29 protein-coding genes are annotated in these 25715 nt (G+C 57.4%); 8 read left to right on the top strand and 21 right to left on the bottom strand.

All coding sequences use genetic code 11. The features are described 5' to 3' along the window. From ACR0CG_RS17900 to ACR0CG_RS17860, 9 genes are read right to left on the bottom strand one after another with little or no spacing between them, the layout of a single operon-like run. Entirely contained in the window at positions 1-447 is a 447-nt protein-coding gene (locus ACR0CG_RS17900; RefSeq protein ID WP_480526590.1) for a flagellar basal body-associated protein FliL, read from the bottom strand. Between the two features lie 45 nt (positions 448-492). Next, a complete protein-coding gene (gene flgH / locus ACR0CG_RS17895) occupies positions 493-1224 on the bottom strand; it encodes a flagellar basal body L-ring protein FlgH (protein WP_480526589.1) in 732 nt (243 codons plus the stop codon). Then, positions 1224-1601: a flagellar basal body P-ring formation chaperone FlgA gene (gene flgA, locus ACR0CG_RS17890; protein WP_480526587.1), complete on the bottom strand. Its 378-nt coding sequence runs from the start codon at positions 1599-1601 to the stop codon at positions 1224-1226. Before flgA ends, flgH begins: the two co-directional genes overlap by 1 nt. A gap of 38 nt (positions 1602-1639) precedes the next feature. Then, positions 1640-2425, bottom strand: a complete 786-nt coding sequence (gene flgG, locus ACR0CG_RS17885) for a flagellar basal-body rod protein FlgG (protein ID WP_480526585.1) — start codon at positions 2423-2425, stop codon at positions 1640-1642. A gap of 24 nt (positions 2426-2449) precedes the next feature. Beyond that, entirely contained in the window at positions 2450-3160 is a 711-nt protein-coding gene (locus ACR0CG_RS17880; RefSeq protein WP_480526583.1) for a flagellar hook-basal body complex protein, read from the bottom strand. Next, positions 3160-3432, bottom strand: coding sequence for a flagellar biosynthetic protein FliQ (locus tag ACR0CG_RS17875; RefSeq protein ID WP_480526581.1), 273 nt, complete (start codon positions 3430-3432; stop codon positions 3160-3162). Before ACR0CG_RS17875 ends, ACR0CG_RS17880 begins: the two co-directional genes overlap by 1 nt. A 3-nt stretch (positions 3433-3435) precedes the next feature. Continuing rightward, positions 3436-3726, bottom strand: a complete 291-nt coding sequence (gene fliE, locus ACR0CG_RS17870; protein ID WP_170805826.1) for a flagellar hook-basal body complex protein FliE — start codon at positions 3724-3726, stop codon at positions 3436-3438. Between the two features lie 11 nt (positions 3727-3737). Beyond that, positions 3738-4124 (bottom strand): flagellar basal body rod protein FlgC, encoded by a 387-nt coding sequence (gene flgC / locus ACR0CG_RS17865; RefSeq protein WP_170805825.1) that lies wholly within the window; start codon positions 4122-4124, stop codon positions 3738-3740. A gap of 12 nt (positions 4125-4136) precedes the next feature. After that, entirely contained in the window at positions 4137-4526 is a 390-nt protein-coding gene (locus ACR0CG_RS17860) for a FlgB family protein (protein ID WP_480526653.1), read from the bottom strand. Between the two features lie 86 nt (positions 4527-4612). On the opposite strand from ACR0CG_RS17860, the gene ACR0CG_RS17855 reads away from it, so the two are divergent. The 6 genes from ACR0CG_RS17855 (at position 4613) to ACR0CG_RS17830 (ending at position 11861) form a co-directional block, all read left to right on the top strand. Beyond that, a complete protein-coding gene (locus ACR0CG_RS17855) occupies positions 4613-5950 on the top strand; it encodes a FliI/YscN family ATPase (protein ID WP_480526579.1) in 1338 nt (445 codons plus the stop codon). 91 nt (positions 5951-6041) lie between these two features. After that, entirely contained in the window at positions 6042-6881 is an 840-nt protein-coding gene (locus ACR0CG_RS17850) for a flagellar motor protein MotB (RefSeq protein WP_480526577.1), read from the top strand. A 98-nt stretch (positions 6882-6979) separates the two neighbouring features. Next, positions 6980-8275: a flagellar hook protein FlgE gene (locus ACR0CG_RS17845; RefSeq protein WP_480526575.1), complete on the top strand. Its 1296-nt coding sequence runs from the start codon at positions 6980-6982 to the stop codon at positions 8273-8275. 33 nt (positions 8276-8308) lie between these two features. After that, positions 8309-9760 carry a flagellar hook-associated protein FlgK gene (gene flgK / locus ACR0CG_RS17840; protein WP_480526573.1) on the top strand — a complete coding sequence of 484 codons (1452 nt, stop codon included), beginning with the start codon at positions 8309-8311 and terminating at the stop codon, positions 9758-9760. Positions 9761-9762: 2 nt separating this feature from the next. Beyond that, entirely contained in the window at positions 9763-10770 is a 1008-nt protein-coding gene (locus ACR0CG_RS17835) for a flagellin (protein WP_480526571.1), read from the top strand. Beyond that, on the top strand, positions 10767-11861 hold the full coding sequence (locus tag ACR0CG_RS17830) for a flagellar basal body P-ring protein FlgI (RefSeq protein ID WP_480526569.1): 1095 nt from the start codon (positions 10767-10769) through the stop codon (positions 11859-11861). Before ACR0CG_RS17835 ends, ACR0CG_RS17830 begins: the two co-directional genes overlap by 4 nt. A gap of 30 nt (positions 11862-11891) precedes the next feature. Here ACR0CG_RS17830 and ACR0CG_RS17825 read toward each other — a convergent pair whose 3' ends face one another. From ACR0CG_RS17825 to ACR0CG_RS17790, 8 genes are read right to left on the bottom strand one after another with little or no spacing between them, the layout of a single operon-like run. Continuing rightward, the gene (locus ACR0CG_RS17825; RefSeq protein ID WP_170805817.1) at positions 11892-12536 is read right to left on the bottom strand and encodes a DUF1523 family protein; all 645 of its coding nucleotides are present in this window, start codon (positions 12534-12536) and stop codon (positions 11892-11894) included. Between the two features lie 11 nt (positions 12537-12547). After that, positions 12548-12814, bottom strand: coding sequence for a hypothetical protein (locus ACR0CG_RS17820; protein WP_170805816.1), 267 nt, complete (start codon positions 12812-12814; stop codon positions 12548-12550). After that, complete coding sequence (locus tag ACR0CG_RS17815; protein WP_480526566.1) at positions 12815-14152, bottom strand: DUF6638 family protein; 1338 nt, start codon at positions 14150-14152, stop codon at positions 12815-12817. After that, entirely contained in the window at positions 14149-14922 is a 774-nt protein-coding gene (locus ACR0CG_RS17810) for a hypothetical protein (RefSeq protein WP_480526565.1), read from the bottom strand. The genes ACR0CG_RS17815 and ACR0CG_RS17810 overlap by 4 nt, the downstream gene beginning before the upstream one ends. A 9-nt stretch (positions 14923-14931) precedes the next feature. Then, the gene (locus ACR0CG_RS17805) at positions 14932-16863 is read right to left on the bottom strand and encodes an AAA family ATPase (RefSeq protein ID WP_480526564.1); all 1932 of its coding nucleotides are present in this window, start codon (positions 16861-16863) and stop codon (positions 14932-14934) included. A 57-nt stretch (positions 16864-16920) separates the two neighbouring features. Then, entirely contained in the window at positions 16921-18042 is a 1122-nt protein-coding gene (locus ACR0CG_RS17800; RefSeq protein WP_480526562.1) for a hypothetical protein, read from the bottom strand. After that, positions 18042-18344: a hypothetical protein gene (locus ACR0CG_RS17795; protein WP_480526561.1), complete on the bottom strand. Its 303-nt coding sequence runs from the start codon at positions 18342-18344 to the stop codon at positions 18042-18044. Before ACR0CG_RS17795 ends, ACR0CG_RS17800 begins: the two co-directional genes overlap by 1 nt. Positions 18345-18358: 14 nt before the next feature. Continuing rightward, complete coding sequence (locus tag ACR0CG_RS17790) at positions 18359-19441, bottom strand: hypothetical protein (RefSeq protein WP_480526559.1); 1083 nt, start codon at positions 19439-19441, stop codon at positions 18359-18361. Between the two features lie 270 nt (positions 19442-19711). Between ACR0CG_RS17790 and ACR0CG_RS17785 the strand changes: the two genes are divergently transcribed. Then, a complete protein-coding gene (locus ACR0CG_RS17785) occupies positions 19712-21187 on the top strand; it encodes an NAD-dependent succinate-semialdehyde dehydrogenase (protein ID WP_480526557.1) in 1476 nt (491 codons plus the stop codon). 312 nt (positions 21188-21499) lie between these two features. On the opposite strand, the gene ACR0CG_RS17780 is transcribed toward ACR0CG_RS17785, so the two are convergent. Further along, entirely contained in the window at positions 21500-21688 is a 189-nt protein-coding gene (locus tag ACR0CG_RS17780; RefSeq protein WP_480526652.1) for an ion channel, read from the bottom strand. A gap of 304 nt (positions 21689-21992) precedes the next feature. Here ACR0CG_RS17780 and ACR0CG_RS17775 point away from each other — a divergent pair, with 304 nt between their 5' ends. Beyond that, on the top strand, positions 21993-23315 hold the full coding sequence (locus tag ACR0CG_RS17775; RefSeq protein WP_480490816.1) for a metal-dependent hydrolase family protein: 1323 nt from the start codon (positions 21993-21995) through the stop codon (positions 23313-23315). A gap of 136 nt (positions 23316-23451) precedes the next feature. Here the strand turns inward: ACR0CG_RS17775 and ACR0CG_RS17770 are convergent, their stop codons facing one another. The 3 genes from ACR0CG_RS17770 to ACR0CG_RS17760 all read right to left on the bottom strand — a co-directional run bounded on the left by ACR0CG_RS17770 (position 23452) and on the right by ACR0CG_RS17760 (position 25644). Beyond that, a complete protein-coding gene (locus ACR0CG_RS17770; RefSeq protein WP_170681897.1) occupies positions 23452-23919 on the bottom strand; it encodes an Hsp20 family protein in 468 nt (155 codons plus the stop codon). 124 nt (positions 23920-24043) lie between these two features. Beyond that, positions 24044-24862, bottom strand: coding sequence for a trypsin-like serine protease (locus tag ACR0CG_RS17765; RefSeq protein WP_170825262.1), 819 nt, complete (start codon positions 24860-24862; stop codon positions 24044-24046). Beyond that, positions 24859-25644, bottom strand: a complete 786-nt coding sequence (locus tag ACR0CG_RS17760) for a trypsin-like serine peptidase (RefSeq protein ID WP_321250447.1) — start codon at positions 25642-25644, stop codon at positions 24859-24861. Before ACR0CG_RS17760 ends, ACR0CG_RS17765 begins: the two co-directional genes overlap by 4 nt. Positions 25645-25715 lie beyond the last annotated feature (71 nt).

Genomic DNA, 25715 nt, shown 5'->3' with positions numbered 1-25715 from the left:
TCAGGTGTTCTGACGATTGACACTCATAATCAGAACCTGAGAAACGTCTTCACCCAAATCCTTACGCGCAACGTCCAGCAACGCTTTGCGCAACGCATTCAGGTTGCCGGACTCAGTAAAGGCACCGTCAAAGCCGCCGATATTGGCATGATCAAACAGCACCTGCAGGAACCTGTCGCGCAGTTTCGGTTCGGTCGCATAAAAAGTTTCCGAAAGCCCAGGCGTGGTTTCCAAACTCAAGGACACCGTCACCAGAGCTGAAATCTGGTCCTTCTTAACCACCGGAACAACGAATTGCTTGGTGAGTTTTAGATATTCGAACTCTCCCTCCTTCTTACCAGCTTTCTTTTCCTTTGGCTTTTCAGCCTCTGCAGTCGCCGCCTTGCTGTTGTCGTTTTCTTTCGGTCCGAGGAAGACCCCGGCCCCGACACCTGCGGCCAGCCCCAAGGCAAGACAAATCACCGGTACAAGTTTCCTGACCACAGCGGCACCTCAGAACGGCAGAAGCGAGTCGAGGATCTGCTGGCCGTAACGTGGTTGCTGCACATCCGTGATTTGCCCCCGGCCCCCGTAAGAAACCCGCGCCGAGGCGATCTTGTCATAAGTGATCTCGTTCTGGCGGGAGATATCCTGCGGTCGAACATAGCCGGTGACCAGCAGTTCCCGCAGTTCGAAATTGACACGCAATTCCTGCGAACCGGAAATCGACAATACACCGTTGGGCAAAACATCAATCACCGTGGCCGCCACCCGCAGGGTCAGTTTTTCCTTACGCTTGACCGAGCCTTTTCCCGAACTGTCCGATGAGGAATCGATGGACACGGCGTCATCCATCGAGGCACCTTCAGGCAACTTGTCTGCCACGCGCTGGGGCAGGCCGAACAATCCCGGAACGGCCAGACTTTCAGATCCGGCGCGCGATCGTTTCGTATCATTCGAAATCTCGGCTTTTTCGTCCAGCTCGATCACAACCGTCATGATGTCACCTTTTTTGATCGCTCTTTGGTCTCCCAGCAGCGACTGTTGCCCACCGCTCCAAAGCGAAGCGCGGTCCACACTCCGCTGCGGCTGAGTGTGTGTTGGCAGGCCTGGCCACAGCATGGCCACCTGTTCCGGAGACTCATCAGTGGGCGTAAAGCTCGGCGGTTTGCCCAGGTGGTCCAAGCGCCCGCACGCGGACAGGGCAATCAAAGTGACAAGCAGTTTGTAAGGCTCTACGGGCATTATCTTACCTCAATTTGGCCGTCGGGCCGGATATGCCCGGTTACAGTCGTTCTGGACGACAAATTCATGACCCGAATGCGGTCACCTGCAGCCCCGCGCCCCAGCGCACGGCCTTCTGCCGTGATCGACAGCGGCTGGCGGTTGAATACCAGGACAACCAGATCGTTCCGGTCCACAATGGCCGGAGGACCGACGTCCGTTTCCCGTATAGGGCGACCCGGATATAGCGCAACACGGGCTTCCTGGCCGATCAAAAGACCGGGATCCATGACAACGCCTTCAACCTCGGTGTTTGTCAGCTCGAGATCCGAGGCCACAATGATCTCCTTCGCACGAATGGTTCTGGTCGGCACGACTATCTCGGCCTGAACAGCCATGGGAGACATCACTATCAGCACCCAAAGAACACTGCGCATCATCGCACCTGAGTTGTCGCGCCCATCATCTGATCGACGGCGGATATGACCTTGGCGTTCATTTCGTAACCACGCTGAGCTTCGATCAGTTCCGTGACCTGTCGCACGGCATCAACCGAACTGTCCTCCAGGTACCCTTGACGCAAAGTTCCCAACCCGTCCTCACCCGGCGGACCCGTCACCGGTGCGCCAGAGGCTTCGGTTTCCTTGAACAGGTTGCTGCCGATCGCCTCCAGCCCCTTGGCATTCGAGAAACTGGCCAAGGTGAATTCTCCCAGCAGCTGACCCTCGGCTGTGTCATCGAAATAGGCGTATACTTCGCCGGATGCGTTGATGGATATCGACCGCGCATCATCGGGGATGGTAATCTCGGGAGCAACGGTAAAACCGTCCGAAGTCACGATCAGGCCCTCGGGCGATCGTTTCAGGCTACCATCGCGGGTATAGGCGGACTGGCCGCCCGGCATGGTCACTTCCAGATAGCCTCGCCCCTCGATAGCGACATCCAGATCGTTGCCAGTTGCGGACAAGGCACCTTGCGCCAGTTGGACGGTGACGGCTGAGGGCCGAACGCCCAGACCTAACTGGACACCGGTTGGCAAGACCGTGCCGTCAGAGGCATTCACCGCGCCCGCGCGGGCCATCTGCTGATAGTGCAGGTCCGCAAATTCGGCCCGCCGTGCGTTGTAACCGGTTGTGTTCATGTTTGCGAGGTTGTTCGAGATGGTCTCGACCCGCATCTGTTGTGCCGTCATTCCGGTGGCGGCAATCTTCAAAGCGCGCATTTCAAAATCTCCCCTGGTTAATAATCAGCGCATCAAGGCCTTGAGAGCCCCTCGAACCCGCTCGTCTTCGGCCTTAAGAAAGCTCTGTCCCAGCTCATAGGCCCGTTGAATTTCAACAAGCCGTGTGACCTGATCTATCGCGTTGACATTTGAACCTTCCAGGAACCGGTGCAGGACTACGGGTTCGTCAACCGGCTCAACGTCGCCCGCCGGGCGAAACCGGGTGCTGCCTTCGCGAATAAGCCCCCCTGTGTCGGCCACCTGATACACCCCGATCTGCCCCAGTAGCTGGCCATTGACGCTCAGAGTGCCGTCGCCGCCGACATCGAGTGTTGCGGCATCCGGCGGAACAAACAGGGGGGCGCCGTTGCTGTCCAGTACCCGCAGCCCGTCCATCGTCACCAGATCGCCATCCGCGTTGGGCGAAAAGCTCCCGGCCCGGGTCAGGCGATTGCCGTCGGGCGTTTCGATCATGAAGAACCCGTCACCTTCGATTGCAAAGTCGAACTGCCCGCCGGTCTCGGTCAGAACGCCTTGTTGCAGCGATGTATTGCGGACTTCGGCCCTGCTCATGGAGAGGGAAGGATCGTTTGACATGTCCCTCACGTACTCGGAAAACACCAGGCCTTGCTGCCTGTAGCCGGTCGTGTTTGCGTTGGCGATATTGTTGGCCACCAGCCGCATCTCGTTCATCAGCCCGGATTGGCGGGACAGGGTGACATAGGCGGTATCCATCAGCGGGCTCCTGCGATCAGAGGGATGAGTGTCGACGAGAAGAACGTCACGAGGGTTTGGGTAATGAAGCCCATGGAAATCCAGAACACGACGACTATCGCGATCAGCTTGGGGACAAAGGTCAGTGTCATCTCCTGCACCGATGTCAGCGCCTGAAAAAGGCCCACGACCAGTCCCGATACCAGCGCCACCGCCAGAATCGGCACAGACGTGATAACCGCAACCCACAGTGCCTGCCGCAGGATGTCGTAGAACTGCCCCTCGCTCAGCATCGATCAGACCGGCATCCGCAGGATTTCCTGATAGGCTTCGACGACTTTGTTACGCACGATAACCGCCGTTTCCACGGCAAGCTCGGTCTGCGCAAGGGCCTGCACCAGCGCATGCGGGTCGGCCTGCCCGACCATCGAAGCCTCTGCCACCTGCTCGCTATGTTTCAGGGTTTCCGCAAAATCTTGAAACGTTGACCGCAAGCCTTGCGCCATTCCAACGTGGTCTGTGGCAGCCTGAGTGGCTGGGCGCGCAACGGCGTAGTTCTGGGCGGCGGTTATTGAGCGGACATCCATTCTGGCTTCCTTTATTTTCTGAGTAGTTCCATCAGGCTCGACGACATCTGACGGGTCTGGTCGAACATCTTGAGGTTGGCTTCGTAGCTGCGCTGCGCCTCGCGCGCGTCGGCTATTTCGATCATCAGATCGACGTTCGACCCCCGGTAGTGCCCGGTCTCGTCCGCCATCGGATGGCCAGGATCGTAGATCCGGCTAAGGTCGCGACGGTCGAGCCTGACGCGCCCGGCCTGAACCGTTTCCCCGCCGCCTTGCGCAACCGCTTCGAACGGAACCGTCTTGCGGCGATACCCCGGAGTATCCGCGTTGGATATGTTTTCCGAAACATGGCGCAAACGAGCCGCCTGTGCTCGCAATGCGCTGGCCGAGGCTGTCAGGGAATGTGAAAAATCACTCATGTCTTCGCCCCTTTACGACCGGCCCAGGCTGGCGCGCAGGACATTCATCGAGGATCTGTAGATCGCCAGCGCGCGGTCATGCTGGCGCTTGACCTCGACGGCTTTCAGCATCTCCTCCTCCAGCGAGACACCGTTGCCGTTGGGATCGCCGGTCGGTTCTGCCTTGTACTCTGACCAGAGGTGATCACCGATGGTCGTTCCATGCAAATGGCCCGGACGGGTCGCAGACATGACCGATTCACGGTCTGTGTTGTCATACGCTGTGTGAAAGGCGTCAATATCGCGGGGCTGGAATCCCGGCGTATCCGCGTTGGCCATATTGCGCGAGATGACAGCCTGCCTTTGCCCGGCATGGGTTGCCATTGCGTACGCTGTTTTAAAGACGTTCAGGTCATAGAACATCGGGGCTTCTCCCTCGATCCGTTTCAATCAAGGCTTAACCCCGATTCCTTTAGAAAGCGTTTTCAGAACCAGGATGGAGGCCGGCCATGCCCGAGATCGAACCAACGCTTCTGAAATGTGAATTCGACCGGATGTCGGCCGTCCGAAACGTCGGGCTTGTCAGAGGCGTCTCTGGCGGTGTGATCGAAGTTGCCGGTCTGACGGGTCACGCCCGGATCGGAGACAACCTGACATTGCAGCGCCGGCCAGGTCCGGATTTGGCGGGTGAAGTACTGCGTGTGGATGCCGACCAAATTTACATGCTGCCCGAATCGGCACCGGACGGGGTCAGCCTTGGGGATCGGGTGCAGCTTGAACCGTCACCAGTTTTCGCGCCGGACACGCACTGGCTGGGCCGGGTTGTCGATCCGTTCGGCAAGCCGCTGGACGGCAAGCCCTTGCTGAGCGGTTCGCAGGAGAGGAACATTGTTCAATCTCCCCCTCCCGCCGTTGAACGCCGGGGATTGGGGCAGCGACTGGAAACCGGGCTGTCGATGCTGAACACGGTTCTTCCCATCGTGCAGGGCCAGAGAATCGGGTTGTTCGCCGGTTCCGGGGTCGGAAAATCCACATTGCTGGCGACGCTTGCCAAATCAGTGCAGGCAGATGTGGTTGTAGTCGCTCTGGCCGGGGAACGGGGCCGTGAAGTGAACGCGTTTGTCGCCAAAGCTCTGGGTCCTGAGACGATGAAAAGGTCTGTTGTCGTCGCAGCCACTTCTGATCAGTCCGCCCTTGCTCGACGGCGTTGCCTTTGGGCAGCGATGTCGGTTGCCGAATACATGCGCGATCAGGGGTTGCACGTTCTGTTCTTGGCGGATTCCATTACGCGATTTGCCGAGGCTCATCGTGAAATCGCCGTCACCACGGGCGAATCGCCATCGTTGCGCGGGTTTCCACCATCCGTCACACCACTGATTGCCGGTCTGTGCGAACGGGCCGGGCCCGGCACTGCCGGGCAAGGAGATATCACCGCGGTTTTCAGCGTGTTGGTTGCCGGGTCCGACATGGACGAACCGGTTGCCGACATTCTGCGCGGTGTTCTGGACGGGCATATCGTCCTAAGCCGTGACATCGCGGAACGTGGCCGGTTTCCGGCAATCGACCTCAGCCGGTCGGTTTCGCGCTGCCTGCCCGAAGCCGGGTCAGAAGACGAAAACAGGCTGATCTCGGAAACCCGCAAGCTCGTCGGCAGCTATGAGCAATCCGAGATCATGGTCAAAGCCGGGCTTTATACCGAAGGCACCGACCCGCTGCTGGATCAGGCCGTTCGCGCGCATGAAGATCTGGATGCGTTTTTCGCAAGACCCGATCCCGAAGGGATAGAGAACAGCTTTAACCGTCTGTCCCTGATCCTACGTCGTGCCGCTGGCGGATTGATGCGTTGAACGACGACAGATTTCGGAACAGTTTTAAGTGTTAAGCGGCCATTAAGACCTGCCCTGATAACCCGGTTGTGGGTGATAAAAGGTGGTGAAGATGGGTGCGCAATCCAATGCGGTGCCGGTCATCATCAAGAAGAAACGTGTTTCGGGTGGCGATGGCCATCACGGTGGCGCATGGAAAGTCGCATATGCCGACTTTGTCACGGCCATGATGGCGTTCTTCATGTTGATGTGGCTGCTGAATGCAACAACAGAAAAACAACGAAAAGGGTTGGCGGATTATTTTTCGCCCACAATACCGGTGAATCCGGTTTCTGGCGGTGGCGACGGCGCTTTTGGCGGCAACAACATGTTCTCGGAAAAGACCATGGTAATGGACGGCTCGGGTGCCAGCAGCCGACAGCCTACCATTGCCAGGCAGGCCCGCGGCGCAAGCGGCGTGGATGCCCGCAGCGGAAGCAAGGGGGCATTCGAGGATTTCACCTCGCTCGAAGCGAAACTGCTTGGACGCACCGGCGAAAGCCTGGTCTCGGACGAGGTCCTCAAACATATCGTGACCCGCGTCACGGATGAAGGCTTGGTGGTGGAACTGTTTGACACGGACGACCAGACCCTGTTCGAAACGGGAACGGACAATCCAACACCCGTCCTGCGAGCCCTGATGCTGCTGGTAGCCAGATCCTCGGACCTTGTGACCAATGCAATTGCTGCCGAAGGCCATGTCGCGTCGTCGCCGGTGGTGCTGGCACATAACCCCGCCTGGGAATTGTCCACGACACGTGCCCAAGCCGTGCGCAGGATGCTGCAGGACAAGGGCGTGGCAACGCACCGGCTGGATCGCGTTACTGGCCACGCGGACCGCGAACTGGTCAGCGAAAACCCCATGGCCACGCGCAACAACCGCGTTGAAATCATATTCCTTCGCAGGTCATGACCGCAAAAGGATAGGTCGCATTTTACCTGTTAGCGCGCTGTTAAGAGGCCGCGCGCTAGGTGTTGCATCAACGGTTGACGCAACAGAAGGGCGTTCCAATGACTATTTCTTCATCCCTGAACGCCGGTGTGGCTGCATTGAAGGCGAATGCGAACAGATTGGCCACTATTTCGGACAACATCGCCAATTCTTCCACGTTCGGATACAAGCGGGTCGAGACGGACTTTCACTCGATGGTCACATCCGGTCAGGGCGGCAGTTATTCAGCAGGCGGCGTCAGAACCACCAGTCAGCGCCTGATTGATCAGCGCGGCTCGCTGGTGACGACGAGCAATTCAACCGATCTGGCCGTCCGAGGCCGTGGCATGCTGCCCGTGCGCTCCAGTTCACAGATTGGGTCGAGTTCAAATGAGATGCTGCTGACCACCACAGGATCCTTTCGAACGAACGATCAGGGATATCTGGTCACGGAATCCGGCCTTGTCCTGCTGGGCTGGCGTGCCGGACCCGATGGTTCGATCCCCAGTGTTCCCCGCGACACCCCCGCTGCGCTGGAACCCATCCAGCTTAGCGTCAATCAGCTTTCGGGGGCGCCGACCACGCAGATGAACCTGCGCATGAACCTGCCCGCAACCGCGACGGATGCAGGGGCACCAGGCGATACCCAGCCCCTGTCGGTCGAGTATTTTGACAATCTGGGCAAGTCTGAAAACGTGGATATCGAACTTGCCCCGACTGTTCCGGCGACCGGGTCCAGCAATGAATGGGCCATGACCTTGCGCGATTCCGCGTCCGGCGGAACCATCATCGGAGAGTACACGCTGACCTTTACCGACAGTCGCACCGCCGGCGGAACGCTGGCCAGTGTCACGGCGGTTTCAGGAGGCGCCTACGATCCCGCAACAGGCAGCGTTGTCGTCAATGTTGCGGGCGGTCCAATGGAGATCAATATCGGACAGATTGGCGATACGGACGGCATCACGCAGTTGTCCGACACGTTTGCCCCGGTATCGATAACACGCGACGGTTCCGCTGTCGGCACGATGACCAGCGTTCAGGTTGACGAAAATGGCTATGTCTACGCTTTCTACGACACAGGCGTCAGTCGCCGCATGTTTCAGATCCCGCTGGTCGACGTCCCGAACCCCAACGGATTGACTGCCCTGGACAGCCAAACCTACGCGCCTTCCCGCGATAGCGGCACCTTTTTCCTTTGGAACGCAGGCGAAGGGCCGACGGGCGATCTGGTCTCATTCGCGCGTGAGGAATCGACGACGGATGTGGCAACCGAACTGACGTCGATGATCCAGACTCAGCGCGCCTATTCCTCCAGCGCCAAGGTGATTCAGACCGTGGATGAAATGCTTCAGGAGACCACGAATATTAAACGCTGATCCCTGTAACGGCCGATTGAAAGGACCTGTCTCATGAATATGTCGACTGCATTGCACAACGCTCTTGGCGGGTTGACGGCCGCAAGCCGCGGAGCCGCAGTCGTGTCGGGAAACATCGCAAACGCGTTGACACTGGGATACGCACGCAGAACCCTTGAACTGACGACCAGCCCGGTTTCAGGAAATGGCGTCCAAACAGTTGGCGTTGTCCGCCACCATGATCCCGTGATCACTGCGAACCGCCGCGTCACGGATGCCGATCTTGCGCGCCAAACCGCGATTTCGGACTTTCACGCAAGGCTCGAAACCTTTGTCGGAAAGCCCGACAACATGTCTTCCTTAACCGCTCGTCTTGCAACGTTTGAAGGCAGCCTTATCACTGCCGCCAGCCTGCCGGACTCTGCCGAAAGACTGGACCAGGTCGCCCGGGCCGGACGGAATCTTGCCGCAGGGCTTAACGCAGCGTCGGAAGGGGTTCAGCAACTTCGGTCGGATGCAGATCGCACGATCGGCAGTCATGTAAGTAAGCTGAACCAGATGCTTGCAGATATCGAGGCCCTGAACGCCAAAATCCCTGCAATTCGATATTCAGGCGGCGATATCGGGGCGCTGCTGGATCAAAGACAGGTTCTGGTCGATCAGGTCAATCAACTGGTCCCCGTCAACTCTGTTCCCCGGGAGAACGATCAAATCTCGCTTTATTCCGAAGGTGGTCTGATCCTGCTGGAAGGAAGCGCGGCAAAATTCTCGTTTGCAACGACGGGTGATACCAAGCCGCACATGACGGTGGCGAACGGGCTGCTGTCAGGCCTTCAAATGAATGGAAATCCTGTACGCACCAGCGGTGACTCGGCGCAAATTCGGGGCGGTGCGCTGATGGCGCAGTTCCAGATCCGTGATGAACTGTCGATCGACGCTCAGAATGATCTGGACACCGTCGCGCGCGACCTTGTCGAGCGTTTCGAAACCCCGGGCCTGGATCCAACCGTGCTGCCGACAGATCCCGGCCTGTTCACCGATGACGGCGTACGTCTGAACCCAGCGCTCACCATAGGCCTCGCGTCCCGCGTAGGGTTCAATACTATCGCTGACCCTGACGCGGGTGGTGCAAGTTGGAAACTGCGCGCCGGTTTAGGCGCCACCCTTCCGGGTGCTCCCGGGGATTCCACTCAACTACAGGCTTTTGGAGCGATTCTGGAAACCGCGCGCCCGGTCGCAGGTTCACCGTTCGGAACCGGAAACATGCGGGCCACCGAGATTTCCGAGGCGATGATCTCTCGTGTCGGTGCCAAAGCACACACAGCCAGCGCACGCCTGGTCTTTGCAACAAACGCACAGCTTGAGATGGCAAAGATCGAGGCTGAACAAGGCGTAGGCACAGATCAGGAATTGCAACGCCTGATGCAGATCGAACAGGCCTACGCCGCGAACGCCCGGTTGATTTCGGTCGTGGACGAATTGATGGACACATTGCTGAGGTTGTAATCATGAATTTGACTGCCATTGGCGATTTGGCGCGGGGCATGACGCTTCGCTCTCGTGCGACGGAAATCAAAACCCAGATCGAAGATCTTTCATATGAGATGTCGAGTGGAAAAGTGCAGAACATGTCGCACCGACTGGGCGGTGACTATTCGCACTTACTGGATCTTGAGAACAAACTGACCCGGCTTGACGCTTACAAAGTCGCGACTGCCGAAGCTGGCCTTTTTGCGGATGCCATGCAGAAAAGCCTGACCATGTTCAGCAACTCGGTCGGAGAACTGTCCAACGCGCTGCTGGCGTTCGGCAGCGCAAGTCACGCTGTGACGCATGAACAGGCTTCGGTTCAGGCCCGGAACGAACTGGACACGATGATTTCCGCGCTGAATACAAGGATTGGCGGACGCAGCCTGTTTTCAGGGACCGCAACGGACAATTCTCCGCTGCCGTCGGCTGAAACGTTGCTGGCAGCGCTTCGCACGGAAGTGACCGGTCAGGTCACGGCATCTGACATCATGTTGGCGGCCGAGAACTGGTTCAACGACCCTCTCGGCTTCGACGCCGTCATTTTTCAGGGCTCCGCAACACCCCTTGCGCCCATGCAAATTTCGGAAAACGAACGTATTTCCCTGCCCGTAACAGCAACGGACCCATCCTTAAAAACCGCATTGAGGGACATAGCGCTTGCGGCGCTGGCTACGGATGCTTCATTGGCATTGGCGCCCGATCAGCGCACTGCGGTGTTCACGCAATTGGGTGTCAATTTGGCCAATACACGTGACGACGCCGTGACGCTTCGCGCGCAGGTGGGCGCAGCCGAGGCCCGCGTCGACCAGGCAACGTCGCGCAACGCCGCCGCAAGGACAAGCCTGGAATACAGCCGGAATCAACTGATAGCTGCCGATCCCTATGAAACCGCAGCGCGATTACAGACCGTACAGTTTCAGCTCGAAAGTCTCTATTCCGTTACGGTTCGCAACGCCAACCTGTCGCTGGTGAACTTCCTGCGATGAAAATTCTGGTTCTCCTTTTGCTTCTGTTGCCGGGCATGGTTTCCGCAGGGGCAATACGATTAAAAGATCTCGTCAATTTCGATGGGGTCCGCGGCAATGACCTTGTCGGCTATGGCCTTGTCGTCGGCCTGAACGGAACCGGTGACGGGCTGAGAAATGCGCCTTTCACAGAAGAGATCATGTCCAACATTCTAGAACGGCTGGGTGTCAACGTTACCGGAGAAGACTTTCGCCCCAAAAACGTCGCCGCTGTTCTCGTCACCGCCAGCCTGCCCCCATTTGCACGAGTCGGTGGACAGATTGACGTGACCGTATCCGCCATCGGGGATTCAAAAAGCCTGCTTGGGGGGACATTGATCATGACACCGCTTAACGCGGCGGACGGTCAGATCTATGCAGTGGCTCAAGGCACGGTACTGGCCGGCGGCGCTGTGGCAGAGGGCGAGGCGGCATCCGTTGTGCGCGGAGTTCCGACGTCTGGCGTCATTCCGTCCGGCGCCCGGGTTGAACGTGAAATCGAATTTGATCTGTCGTCGCTCAGTCAAATCCGCTTGGCCCTGCGAGAACCGGATTTCACAACGGCTGAACGAATCGAAACTGCAGTCAATTCAGAATTCCGAAAGGCCGTGGCCATCATGAGAGATTCCGGCACGGTGGAACTGAGCATTCCTGCCACCGGCGCACGATCAGCTGCGCATGCACTTCGGCGCATCGAAAACATCCTGGTAGAGCCGGAAACCAAGGCTCGTGTCGTGGTTGATCAACGCTCGGGCACCATCGTGATGGGTCAAGAGGTGCGTATCTCGAGGGTGGCGGTATCCCAAGGCAATCTGACCCTCACCGTCGAAGAGGCTCCGATCGCAATCCAGCCCAACCCGTTCGCGCGTGGCGAAACGGTGGTCGTTCCCAGAACCGTCGCCGGTATTGACGAAGAAGAAGGCACCGGGCTGGCAGAAATACCCGAAGCGACAACCTTGTCAGAAGTGGTGGCAGGTTTGAACGCATTGGGCGTTTCTCCACGGGACATGATCGACATATTGAAGACGATCAAAGCCGCCGGTGCGCTGCATGCTGAATTCATTGTTCGGTGACACCAAGGCCGGCCCAGTCATATTCGGCCCCTACTTTGACTTCCAACTGTTCAGCCACCTGCGAAACCTGCTGCTGCGTTCCTCGATCGCGTCGCCTGCGGCATACAGGCCGTCTTCCACATTCTCCATCATTGGGTCGATGCGGGCTTCTCGGAACCTGCGCCAGCGCACCCAGATGGCCCAAACAAGGGCGAAGAAAACAGTCAGGAAGATGATGTTGAACCATGGAATGATCCGCACATCCGGGCTGTCGACCTGCCATATCTTAACGGCGTTCGGAAAGATCGAAAGGAATTCACTGCGCCAGCCGTAGTGACGTACCACCACCCAACGCGGCGCCTCGGTTGTTGATTTCAGGTCTGCCGCTTCTGCCTGCAGGTTCGAGGAGTTCAGCTTGAAGTAAGGCGGCCAGCCCCAGCCTGTATCCTCGTTCCGATAGACCATGACCTTGCCGTTGGTCTTGCGGGTCTGGATGAAGAACACATCACGGTTCGGTGTGGTCGGGTCGCTGCCGACATCATGAACCGACCAGAAGATGCTGTTCTCACCGGGGTCGATCCGTTTTTCATAGGTGTCCGAGATCCGAACCACGTCATGCTGCGGCAGGGTGTAGTTCAACACCGCCGCGATCGTACCCCAGAACAGGATGATGATGGCCCATTTGACATAACGCATTAGTCAAACCCTCACATGAAATTCGAAACATAAATCAGGATCGCGATCAGGCCCAGCGGCACGACATAGATCCCAAGGATCAGTTTGCGGCGAAACGATCCGTCGTACTTTTTCAGCCCGCGCTGGACAAAGGCGTCCCTGTCGCCTGTCATGCCCTTTTTCTCCCAATGTGCGATCAGTTTACTGCGTCGCACCCGGCGGGAATAGATCGACACGCCAACGTAAAGGACGGTCAGAACGATCAGCAACGGGATCAGAAAGCGGAGTGCGACCAACATTTAACTTCTCCCTACTGCGCCCCAGGGACCAACGCGCGCGATGATATCATCGCTGACCCGATCACTGCCACTCATGTCCGGCTCATGCCCGAACAGCGCGGCCCGGGCGCCTGCCTTGTCCACCTGATACTCTCGCGCAAGGAACTCGGCAACATAGGCTTTTTTGGTTTCCGGCCATGTCGAATAAGTGCGGTAGAACAGCTCTTTGTGGCAAATGAACATCTGGCGCGGATCCAGCGGGGCCAGTTCGGCCAACAGCATATTCACCAGATCGCGGTGCGGCGTATCGGCGGCGCGCAAAGTATAGAAATAGGCCGGATGATCCGAAGTTATACGCGGCCAGGGCCCGCCGTCCGTCGCCCAGCGCAGCAACTGCGCCAGACCGTGATAGGCCTCGGGCAGACGGTCCGAGTGGTTGCGCGCCAGACGGCGCATGTCGCTGCGGTCCAGCCCGGTCAGATCGACATCGGCATCCGCAGCAGCATCGATGGTCAGGAAATCCATCTTCTGCTGCAGGATTGCGGCGGCATCCACGCCGCGCGCCTTGACGATGGGTTCGACCAGATCGTTGTAGTCGAGAAATTTTGCAATTTGGTTCCGCTGCGACGGCCCAAAGATGTACTTGATCGGCAGGTCATCCGGCCTGCCCCCCATACAAATCGCCGCCGGGTGATCCAGATCCGGGAATAGGTACAAACCACCGAAATGCGCCGTCCAGAAGTTGCGCTGCTCAAACGCAGTATGGCGCAGTCGGACGGGGTTACGGGTGACGTCGCCGGTTTCCTTCGCGGTTGCGATCATCTTTGCAATCAGCACATCGTCGAACCAGGCATCCTCTTCGGACTTGAAGCGTTCGACCATGCCCGCCAGTTGCTGAGCCTTGCGCAGGGTGCCGCCTGCGGTATCAGCCTCAATCTCGATTTTGCGCAGGTTCAGCAAGTCGCGCGGCGTGGTGAGTTTGAAGACCGAGTTCACCAACTCTCCGGCCACCGCATCGGTGGCAGTCAGGGCGAATAGCTGCGCCTCGTTCATCTCGATGAATTCGCGCAGGATATCGCGCGAGGTCGAGAATTTGACGTTCAGCAAAGGCGCGCGTTTCTGTTCCGTCGTCAGCAGGATGAACTGACGGTTGACGCCGTTGGGGTTGAGGTAGAGCTCATCCTCCAGCTCAATCCCCACCTCCGGCGAATAGCCCGAGATATCGACATGAAAATCCGTCAGCTCTGTGGTTTTGCCCGCCAGATGCTGCAACGCGCGGTTATACCGCTCGACCAGAGCCGGGCTGGAGATGTGGACGAGGTTGCCGAACATCAGGCCTTGTTCGATGAGGCGGATCATCTGCCTACCCCGTTTCTCAGAAAGACCGGTGTTTTTCGCCCTTCAATTTCACCCACAAGCTCGGGCTCTAACCATAGCAATTTTTGTCTCGCGTTTCTATCCGGCAAGCGATCCAAAACTAATTCGGTTGCGATCAACTCGTATGCTTTGTTAGCCCACCGTGTCGCACTCAGGTTCCAGTCCAACCAGTCTTTCAGTAGCTGGTTTTTTTCCTCTTTAGTCCTAAGGGATGCGCCGGCTCGGTTTAGACGCCCACTAAACATTACTTCTTCGCCAAATGGATACCATGAGTTCCCATCTTTGTTGTGCAAGTACAGCTTGCAGTTCGCTCGATCTGAAACGTGACCGATGTTTTTTTTAGCGGCCTTGAAGGAATAGTGATTGGTAGCTTCGTGCCTTATGGCGCGGGCAATTTCGTATCCACTAAGTTCTTCAAGTTTTGAAAACGCATCGAAGGATTCCTTGGCGAGACGAATAACGTTATCGTCTTTTGTACCGCGGGAATTGGATATCTCAGAGATGCTTTCAAAAAACTCAAAGAGTTTTGCAGACCAGTATCTTAGCAAAACCATGATTTGAATTGAAATCGCCGAGTCCACGATTTCGTCCCCCGTCATCTTGTGAGTGGAAAACAAGTACAGCTTGCTAATCGTATTAGACTCAGAAGCGGCGTAGCTTGCCAACGCAAGAAGGGCTTTCTCGTCAAGTGAAAGCGATTTTAGGTCGTTCCAATAGATTGGGATTTCGACTATTTTCTCAATTGCTTTCATAAATGAATTCTACCCTTTCCCCTCCAGATACCGCCGCTTGGCCTCTTCCATCCGGCCCATCTCACGCACCGCGTTTTCGATGGCGACCTCGTCGCTCTTGTCGGCGTAGCGGAACTCGCTGTCAGCGTAGCGGTTGATTTCCTGGATCACCATTTCCACCGTGATCGGCTGGCGCAGGTCTTCGATCATCGCCTTCTTGGTGTCGTAGTCGCGGAACAGGAACAGGTCGGGGTTTTCCATCCATTCGTCGGGCAGTTCGAAATCCATCGCGCGGACCTTGACCGCGTCGGTGATGTTCTTGATCGCGCGGCCGGTAAAGCGCTCATCCGCCTGCTGGATCGCCTTGAGATAGGTGCCCAGCTTGGCGATCGTGTCCATATGGCCGATCTCGCTGGAAACCCGGTCATAGACCTGCAGCAAGGCATCCTCATGCGGGCGGGAATGGCTTTCGAAACTGGCGGCAACGGCCTTTTTGATCTCTTGCGCGGCATAGGCTTCGTGTTCGCCCAGCGGGATTTCGTGGTTGCGGCCCATCAGCAGGTGCAGGATGTCGATGTAATCCTCGCGCGTTTGCGGCCCGTCCACCAGAAAGCGCGCGCCCGCCCGCTGGCGCAGGGCGTCGTCCACATTCTCGGGGTAGTTCGAGAACATGCCAAAGGTGCAGTTGCCGCGCACGACGGTGTTGGCGCCCGCAAAGCTCTCCATCAGCACGGCGGTGATTTCCAGTTGCCCGGCCGAGGACTGACGGTCGCCGCGTTTGCCTGCCAGTTGGTCGATATCGTCGATGGTGCCGAACCCGATGACCGAGGGGTCGATAATCGTGTTGATAAACGCCTTGGCGTTCTGGCCTGATTTGCCCTGATAGCTGTCGATATTGTCGGTGCTCAGGTTCTGATAGCGGAACGGATAGCCCGCATTCTGGCAGTAGTCGTTGATCAGACCGGCCATCATCTGGATCAGGGTGGTCTTGCCGGTGCCCGGCTTTCCGTCACCCATGAAAGTAAAGATGAACCCGCCAAGCTCGGCGAATGGGTTCAAACGGCGGTCGAAATCATAGGCCATCACCATCTTGGCCAGCTTCATCGCCTGATACTTGGCGATATGGTTGCCGACCACCTCGTTCGGTTTCTTGAACGTCATGGTCAGGGTGGTGGATTTGGCCTTTGAGGCCGGCTCAAAACCCCGGATGGTCAGGTCATCGGCTTCGATATGCCATGCGGCGTTTTGGAATGGCGCCAGGTGACCCGCAGACTGTGCGCGCAGGGCCGCTTTCTCCATCAATTGCTCGGCATAGGCGCTGGTTGCGGCGATCAAATGCGCATCATCGGGAGCGTGTTTGGCAAAGGTCTGGTCCAGTTCCCACAACGCGCCGTGCAGAGCGAGTTGGCCGTTGTCGGTCAGAACCTCTTCGATCTCGCCGAGATCAACGGTTGTTTCGCCCAGATGTGAGGACATCAGGTAAGCCAGCGCATTGCCAAACACGTGCGACGTGATCAGAGCCTCCGCCGTCAGCAACTCCGAGAACTCGGTCTTGCGGGCGGCAGGCAAATCCCCGGCCAGATTGGCCCGCTTCAGATCGGCTAGCGGTGTCTGTTCCGCATAAGCCTCACCTATGGCCAGAGCGATGGCGATGGCGCGCCGGATGGCCTGCTGTGTGGTGGCCTGCGGTGGTGACACCAGCGCATCGCCCTCATCCGAGGCTTCGATCCGCTCAACCAGATGCACCCCATCGGCGCGCACCGTGCGCCGCGTCACCAAACCCGGTGTCGTCGACCGAAATCTTCGCCCAGTCGTAACGCCCGGAGACTGTTCAAGCGCCACCTCCACCGCCTTTGCAATCCGAGGCGCGTGTTCGAAACCGTTCAGCAAAGCGGTTGCCGCCGGATAATGCTTGCGAATATCCGCCTCACGCAATTCCATCTGATCTGACGTCAAACTCATCTCAAAAGCCGCCCTCACTTCATCTTTTCAAAAATACTCTCGCCGAAGGCGAAAACCTCAATATCTCAACACCTGCCCCGCCTTGCTGACCACGAACTTGCGCACATCTGCAAACCCCGGCGGGTTACGCTCGGCCAGCACCTGGAACGGGCGCTGGGGCAGGATGATCGACCGCTGGGTGCGCGTGGCCCCGGTCTCGGCCCCCTGCCCGCCGAACGGGTCCAGCGCAAAGACCTCGCGCTCAACGGTTGAGAACCAACCGGCGCGCTCCTCGATAACCTCTTCGCTTTGCAGTTCTTCGGTGGTCCAGGCCAGTGCCCAGTCCTGACCTTCGGGCGCCTGCGCATCCTCCAGCACCTGCCGCAGGGGGCCGGATTGCTCGGTATAGGCCGAGGAATACATCGGCCCCACATGGATGCGGCGCAGGTGCTTGGGGTGCAGGTCGTCGAAATCCTGATCGAAGCCCTTGGCGATGGTCACCAGCTTCAACCCGCCCAAGGATTGTGCCATCAAATGCGCCTGCACCTCAGGCCAGCGGCGCTGGTCTTTGGGCAGGGCCGTTTTGCCGCTGTCCTCCAACTGCATCAGATAGATGACCGGCAGGTTGATTTGGCTGTCATAGACCGCCCAGTGGATCATGAACTTGCGACGCTCGCCCTCATTCCCGATCCAGTGGCACTCGGGATCGTTGCGGGCCCAGAACAGCTGACCTTTCAGCAATTCCTCGTAATAGAGCCTTTGCGACAGCGCAAATTGTAGTTTGGTGGGGATTGCCTGATCACCAATGATCGTTCGAACCATGTCGGTTTTCAGATCATCCTCGGATGGCATATTCGCCAAATGCACCTGCGCCTGCTGCGCGTCATTGGCCATGGTCAGCAACTCGGCCGCCACCGGAAACCCGCTGTCACGCTTGTCCATCGCAAGGCTGCCAAAGAACCGCCCCGTGTCGCGCCCGACCAGCAGGTATTTCATGCTGAGCGCGCGGAAGGTGTAGAGCAGCCCCGAGAGGTAACGCGACACGATCCGCACCTCTTGCTTGCTGATCGCGCCCTCCGCCTCCATCGTCGCGGCCACGCGCAGAAGGTGGACGGTGATCACTTCGAATTTGCGGAAATAGCGGCGCGAGGCGAAAGTGTCGGTCAGGCCGACATGGTCTTGGGTGGGGTTAGTATTCATTAGTCTCCACCATCTCCATCACCATCGCCGTCACCCGAATGGTAGCCATCGTTCTCGTTGTAGAACGCAATTTCAGCGGAAACAGGATCTTCTTTCCGGTAATGGCGATAGACGATGTGACCGACCGCGAAGAATACCAGCATACTCAACGCAATAGCCCAATAGGACTCTGTGATCCAATATAGAACGACGCCAATCCCAATGGCGAACCACCGCACGATCATCGCCGTCTCAACCCAATCCGGTAGGTCAATGTCCTTGCGAGACAACGCCGGAGGAGGACGTCTTTCGCCTTCACTCATAGCGGAGCCTTTCCTTAAGAGCCCCCATACAAATTCTTATCATGCTTCTCGACAATCGAGGCGAACCGGCGGGCAAAGCGTTCATCCGCCTTGGCCTTTTTCTCCAGCACGTCGCGGGCAAAGACCATGTGGTCCTCATGCGCCTCAAGCATGTCGGCCATTTTCTGGTTGGTCGCCGTGCCGATGGCGGCCATGGCAGTTTGCGCTTCTTGGTCGGTCTGCACGCCGATCTCATTGATGCGGTGAGCCACGTCCTGCTGTTGCGCGGTTTTCAGCGATTTGGTCAGGGCGTCATACAGCACGACGCGCTGTTGCGTGTCTGTCTGCAGCTTGTTGATCAGCACCATCTGCGTCGCCGCTTGGTTCTGCAGTGAATCGACCCAGGTCTTGCCCTTTTCGATATAGCGCTCCAGCGTCTGAGATTTGGCCAGCTTGACCTGCTCCTCCTGAACCTTGGCGTTGTATTGCTTGTTCAACTCGGCCAGTTCGGTTTCCAACTGAGTGCGCGCGGCAGCGTCCTGTTCGACCGAAATCTTGTTCTCCAGCGTGATAATCGTCGGGTCCATATTCTGAATTTCAGCGCGCAGAGCCTCCAGCTCGGCAACAGTGGCCTCGCGATCATCCAGTGTGACGGTCAGGTTCTCTTCGACCTTCACGCGCTGTTCTTCCAGTACGGCCAGTTGCCCTTCCAGCAGCTTCACGATCACGTCGGATTTGGCGATCAGGTCCTGCAGCTTGTCGTCGATATTGGCGGTGCGCATCCGCTCCTGCCGCATCGACTCGGATTTGGCCTTGGCAAAGATGCCGACAAAGCTCTCCCACCCGGTTTTCGAGCGCATCTCGTCGAAATCCTTGGAAAAGGCGTTGGTCACGTCGTCCAGGCCCATGATCAGCTCGGCGATATTCGCATTCATCACCTCGGTATGGGCATGCACGTCCTCAAGCGTCGCGTTCTCGATGTCGATATCCGCCTCGGCAGTGCCGATCTTGGCGCGCGCGGCCTCAATCCGCGAGGTCAGCCCTTCGATCTGTGACTGACTTTCACGCACTTTGGTCTGAGTTTCCTGAATCAATGCCTCGAACTGTTGGTTCGACATCTGTCCTATCCTTGTTTTTTCTTATCTACCCAATGAGATAGTGGATGTTATGACAATTTACATCCCCATGGGTCTTGAAATCACCAGAACTTTGGCAAAATCAATCAGAAAAAGATAGGCGCGACGATACAATCCAAAGCTGTATTATCAGCCGACGCTGACGTTCTGTTGTCTATATTCTGGATTGATCCGTCCTCCGGAGTGGCCATGGACAAAACCCGCGGCACATGGTTGGGTGCGCGCAAATCTTTTCCTGCCGGAGACTGACTCATGCTGGACGCAACAACCGACCTTAAATCAATCCTGAAAAACCCCGATCTGCTGGTGACCAAAGCCTATATTGGCGGTCAATGGGTGGATGGCGACAATGGCACCTTTGCTGTAACCAACCCCGCGCGCGGCGATGTGGTGGCTGAGGTTGCGGACCTGAGCCGCGCCCAGGTTGCTGGCGCGATTGCACAGGCAGAGGCTGCGCAAAAGGAATGGGCCAAGCTGACCGGTAAAGAACGTGCGGTGATCCTGCGCCGCTGGTACGACCTGATGATGGAAAACGCCGAAGATCTGGGCAAAATCCTGACCGCCGAGCAAGGCAAGCCACTGGCCGAGGCCGTTGGCGAGATCGGCTATGGTGCATCCTTCATCGAGTTCTTTGGCGAAGAGGCCAAGCGCGTTTACGGTGAGACGATCCCCGGCCATCAGCGCGACAAGCGGATCATGGTTCTGAAACAGCCGATCGGCGTTGCAGCCTCGATCACGCCCTGGAACTTCCCCAACGCGATGATCACCCGCAAGGCAGGACCCGCGCTGGCCGCTGGCTGCGCGTTTGTCGCCCGCCCTGCAGCCGAAACACCGCTATCCGCGCTGGTTCTTGGCCTTCTGGCCGAAAAGGCCGGCATCCCGGCGGGTGTGTTCAACGTCGTGCCGTCCTCGCGTGCCAGCGAGATCGGCAAGGAATTCTGCGAAAACCCGGGTGTGCGCAAGCTGACCTTCACCGGATCGACCGAGGTGGGACGCATCCTGCTGCGCCAAGCCGCCGATCAGGTCATGAAGTGCTCGATGGAGCTGGGCGGCAACGCGCCTTTCATCGTGTTCGACGACGCCGATCTGGATGCGGCCGTCGAAGGTGCCATGCTGTGCAAGTTCCGCAATAACGGCCAGACCTGTGTCTGCGCCAACCGGATTTACGTACAGGCCGGTGTCTACGATGAGTTTGCAGCCAAGCTGAAAGCAGCGGTCGAAGCGTTGAACGTCGGCGACGGTCTGACCGCGGGCACCACGACCGGTCCGTTGATCAACGCCGAAGCTGTCGCCAAGGTGGAGGAACACATCAAGGATGTCACCGACAAGGGCGGTGCAGTTCTGACCGGCGGTCTGCCGCATGACCTGGGTGGCACCTTCTTCCAGCCGACGATCGTGACCGGCGTGACGCAGGACATGATGGTCGCGCAGGACGAGACATTCGGGCCGCTCGCGCCGCTGTTCAAGTTCGAGGACGAGGACGATGTGATCGCGATGGCCAACGACACGATCTTTGGTCTGGCCTCCTACTTCTACGCCAAGGACCTGAGCCGCGTCTACAAAGTGGCCGAGGCACTGGAGTACGGCATCGTCGGCGTGAACACCGGCATCATCTCGACCGAGCTGGGCCCGTTCGGCGGAGTCAAGCAATCCGGCCTGGGCCGCGAAGGCAGCCACCACGGCATGGAAGACTATCTGGAGATGAAATACGTCTGCCTGTCGGTTTGATTTGAAACGGCCCAGGTGCTGAACGCTTGGGCCGCTAAAATCTACGGCATCTCGTTGTCTGAACTAACCTCGATCGTTGGTTCATACTGGAAAAGATCGAATGTCTGGCTGTCGTGCCCGCTGGCGTAGCTTTGGTAATGGCCCAGAATGATGGGGTGCACGATGCCTCGGGCGAGACGATATTCTGGTCGATGGGATCAGTCACTGCTGGGAATTGATTGCCAGCCTAACAATGCCTGAAACCCCCGCGGGGAACTTGCGCGGGTTTTATGGATTGAAGCCTACTTTGAGCGGAAAGCGCTAAATTATTTGCTAGGTATTTCCTGTTTTGCAGTTTCGGAGTGGTGCCCTTGCAAACTGGGCTGTACTCGGGGTTAAAAAACCAGTCTCAACAAAAAGGAAAAAGACTGCAAATATCTTTCCGATTTCCGTTTGCGGAGACAAGTTTTCCAGTCCGACAGTAGTTGCTGGGGCGACGTCGAGTACAAAGTATCGACTCAGGACAATCCTTCAGCACCCCCGGTGATAGAGCGTTCCTGACGTTAAGAAACGACCGTCGAACCCAAACATTCGCGAAGCATGTGGCGGTTCAGCAAAATACACGCTGACCTTTCAAAAGTCGTACGATTTCAGGCGCAGTGCCAGCACCATAGACACCTTAGCCTATAGGACTTTAAATCAGGCAAAAGCGAAACTGACCAAGGTACTAACAGTTGCAAAATTTCAGTATGCTTTTGCGCAGGTTGAGCTATGTCTTGATCACTTTGAAGTTCTTACCTGACCCCAGTGAATTGAGGTGCTTTGAATGAAAATGCTTCTTGCTTGTTTGGCGTTATTGGGCGGAGCAGCCCAAGCGCAAACAGATGCGACGCCGATCTTGTTTACGAACGTGAACGTCTTTGACGGTCAGAACGAAGCTCTGATTGAGAACGCGAACGTCGTCGTTACCGGCAACTTGATAACGGCTGTATCGACTGAAACTCTCAGTGTTGCAAACGCGCAAATCATCGATGGCGGCGGACGTACAATGATCCCTGGTCTGATTGATGCACATTGGCACACGTCTTATGCCTATGCCCCGCAAGCAACAATTGTAGCTGGCGACATGTCTGAAGTAGCCATCCGAGGTGCCTTAGGTTCCCAAAAAACTCTGATGCGTGGGTTCACCACAGTTCGTGATGTAGGTGGTAACCCATTCACCATTAAGAAAATGATCGACCGTGGTGAGCTTGTAGGACCCCGTATTTTACCCTCTGGTCCGCCGATTAGCCAAACGTCTGGTCACTTTGACTACCGTGCACTTCAATCGACACCAACCAACCCCGGCGATGCGTTGGAATACTGGAACAGAAATTCGCTTCTTCTTGTGGCGGATGGTGTTCCCGATCTCCTAAAACGTAGCCGTGAGGTGCTGCGCATGGGAGCGGTACAATTGAAGTTCGCCGGGGGCGGAGGAGTATCCTCTGTTTTCGACCCACTGGATGTTCAAGAATACACGTTGGAAGAAATGGAAGCGATTGTAGACGTGGCCGAGACTTGGAACACTTATGTCGCAGCTCACATCTTTACCGACCGTGCGACGCAGACAGCCATCAGGGCTGGCGTCAAGTCAATCGAACACGGTTTCCTTGTCAGTGAAGAGACCCTTCAAATGATGAAAGATGAGGGCGTCTGGCTAAGCATTCAACCCTTGCTCAACGACGAAGACGCGTTCGTTTTCGATGATCCATTCAGCACAAAAAAATGGATACAAGTCACTGATGCGACTGATAAAATTTACCCTTTAGCCAAAGAGATTGGTGTCAATATCGCGTTTGGTACCGACATGCTTTTTGACCCGGAGACTGCGGAAAAACAGGGTAAGTTCCTGGCCAAGCTCGGCAAATGGTTTACGCCTTTTGAAGCGCTTAAGATGGCCACCCATGACAATGCGCAATTGCTCAAACTATCTGGTCCGCGCCATCCATACCAACAGGGTGAGTTGGGGATAATTGCCGATGGAGCCTATGCCGATCTGATCCTAGTGAACGGCAACCCGCTTGATGATCTGGACCTTGTGGCCGACCCGAATGCTAACTTTGATCTGATCATGAAGGACGGAATCATCTTCAAGAACGCGGTGGACTGACACCGCCGCCAGTTGGCTGCTCCATCTACTTTGCGAAAATTTTCGGACAAAAAACAACGCCCCGCGTCTGGAGGAACGCGGGGCGGGTGTTGCGACGGTCCGGGAGGAGGAGACCGTCGCAGGATCTTCAGGCGCGTTAGTTCACGGCCTTGGCGTCAACCACATCTTTTTCGATGGCTTTCGCCGAACTAATCTCAATCCGGCGCGGTTTCAGGGCCTCGGGCACTTCGCGCTTCAGGTCGATGTTCAGCATGCCGTTTTCATGGCTGGCGCCGGTGACACGGACATGGTCGGCCAGGGCAAAGCGGCGCTCGAACGCGCGCGTGGCGATGCCGCGGTGCAGGTAGCTGCGCTGTTTGTCTTCGGCGGCTTTCTTACCGGCGACGATCAGCGCGTTTTCCTTCACTTCGACCGACAGGTCATCTTCCGAAAAACCGGCGACAGCGACGGAAATCCGATAGGTGTCGGCATCGGTTTTCTCGATGTTATAGGGCGGGTAGCTGGGCTGAGCCACGTCGTTGGTCAGAACGCGGTCCATCATGTCGGCGATCTGGTCGAAACCGATGGTGGCGCGGTGCAGCGGTGCAAAATCAAATGTACGCATGTGTCGTATCCTCATGTTTGAGCGATTCACGATTTGTTGCCCTCCGTTCGGACGGGCGGTGATGTTTTCCGAACCCCGTTGTGGCGATCCGGTACAATTCACATGGGTAGCGATTTCGCCGAGTTCAAGACCCGCCAGCACCGATGAATTTCGCACCCGAGCTGGACTTGCCCGATCCCACCTGCAACCGGCGGATCGAGGCCTTGGGTTGCGGCGCATCCCGCCGCATGATCGACTTGAGTTCGGACACGACGCCGGCCAGTTCCATACCAAATCCGACCTTTTTTCCGTCATAGACTCCGACGGCGGACACCACGGACAGAATCTGCCAGCGCGGGCCATTTTTCGCCAGTATGGCCGAACCGGATGACCCAAAGGTAATATCGCAATCAAAGGTAATCAGACCCAGACGTCGTTCCAGAATTCGGCATGATCGTTCGCGCGTAATCGCCTCGGACCGGCCCAACCCGTATGAGGCAATGGTGATTTCCTTGTTGAGAATTTGCCCGCCATGCAAGGCGAAGGGATCGGCAATCGTGTAAGGGATTGGCTTTTCCAGACGCATGAGCGCGACGTCGGCGCGAACCGCTTCAGGCGAAAGCGGTTCATTCGCGCCATAGGCGGGATGGGCGGCGATCTGCACCACGTTGCGTTCGGCCAACGCCTTGCCGTTGCTCAGCCCGGCGCGGAAAACCACCTCGCCAGACCGGTAAGGTTTGCCGGTTTTCTTGTCCAGGGCGCAATGCGCTGCCGTCAGCACCAGGTCCTGCGCAATCAGCGTTCCGGTACAAAACGACCGCGACCCCACATCCAATCGTCCGACCGCTTCCCATCCATACAGATCATCGCGGTCCACCAGCGTGCGTTTGCTTGATGTCTGGGCGGATGCTGCACCGATCAGAACGGACTGGCAAAACAGGAAGAACAGCAGAAACCTGATCATGGCCTTACGAACCTTGCCCCGATGTTTTTGCCTGAATCACCGGTTTTAGAGCCGTATCCGCGCCCTGCCGACAGTTCTGCACGCAACAATTGCAGCGCATCCTCAACCGCCGTACCGATCGCGACGCTCTTGCCGCCCATCATCGCCTTGGCCGCAACGACCGAGACAATGCGGGGACGATTACCAGCAAAGGAAAACACCGGCGCGCCTGAAGCGCCAAAATCCACGTCGCAGGACATCACCAGAACACCCCCCTGCCCGGTCACGACAGAACAGACCTCCTGCAGGGATGGCGCCTCGGCCCTGTCCTGTGCGTAGGACACAACACCCACTTCTTCGCCCTGCACAGGGCGTTCACCAGTTTCGAAAGGAATGACCGTTGTGTTCCGGACCGGCTGCCACAATTCGATCAGCGCGATATCATGCCGGACACGTTCTGACGGGGTTCCGCCGTCAAAACGGTATTCTGGGTGGATTACGACCTGCCGGGCAGCGCGGTACGCCGATGCGCGGCCCAGGCGCCAACCGGCGAGAAACTCGATCAAAGCGGGGTCAATCCGACGGCGCGTCGATTTGTCGAAAAGGCAATGCGCTGCAGTCAGAACCAGTCCGGGTGCAATCAGTGTCCCGGTGCAAAAACCGGTTCCGGCGATATCCAACCGCCCGACGGCCATCCACTCGCGCCCGGAATCCGAAGTCTCAAGGCTTTTAAGCCCCGTGTCCTGCGCCATGGCTGCCATTGGCAACACAGCAAACGCTATGGCCCTGATCCAGTTTCGCACGCATGTCTCCGGCATTGCTAAAGACAGTTTGTTACGCAAACGGTGCGGCGAAAATAGGGCGCAGGCCCAGT

Source organism: Ruegeria sp. AB8 (assembly GCF_056542605.1).
The sequence above is the reverse complement of the archived record's forward strand: the minus strand, read 5'-3'. Positions and strand labels throughout refer to the sequence as shown.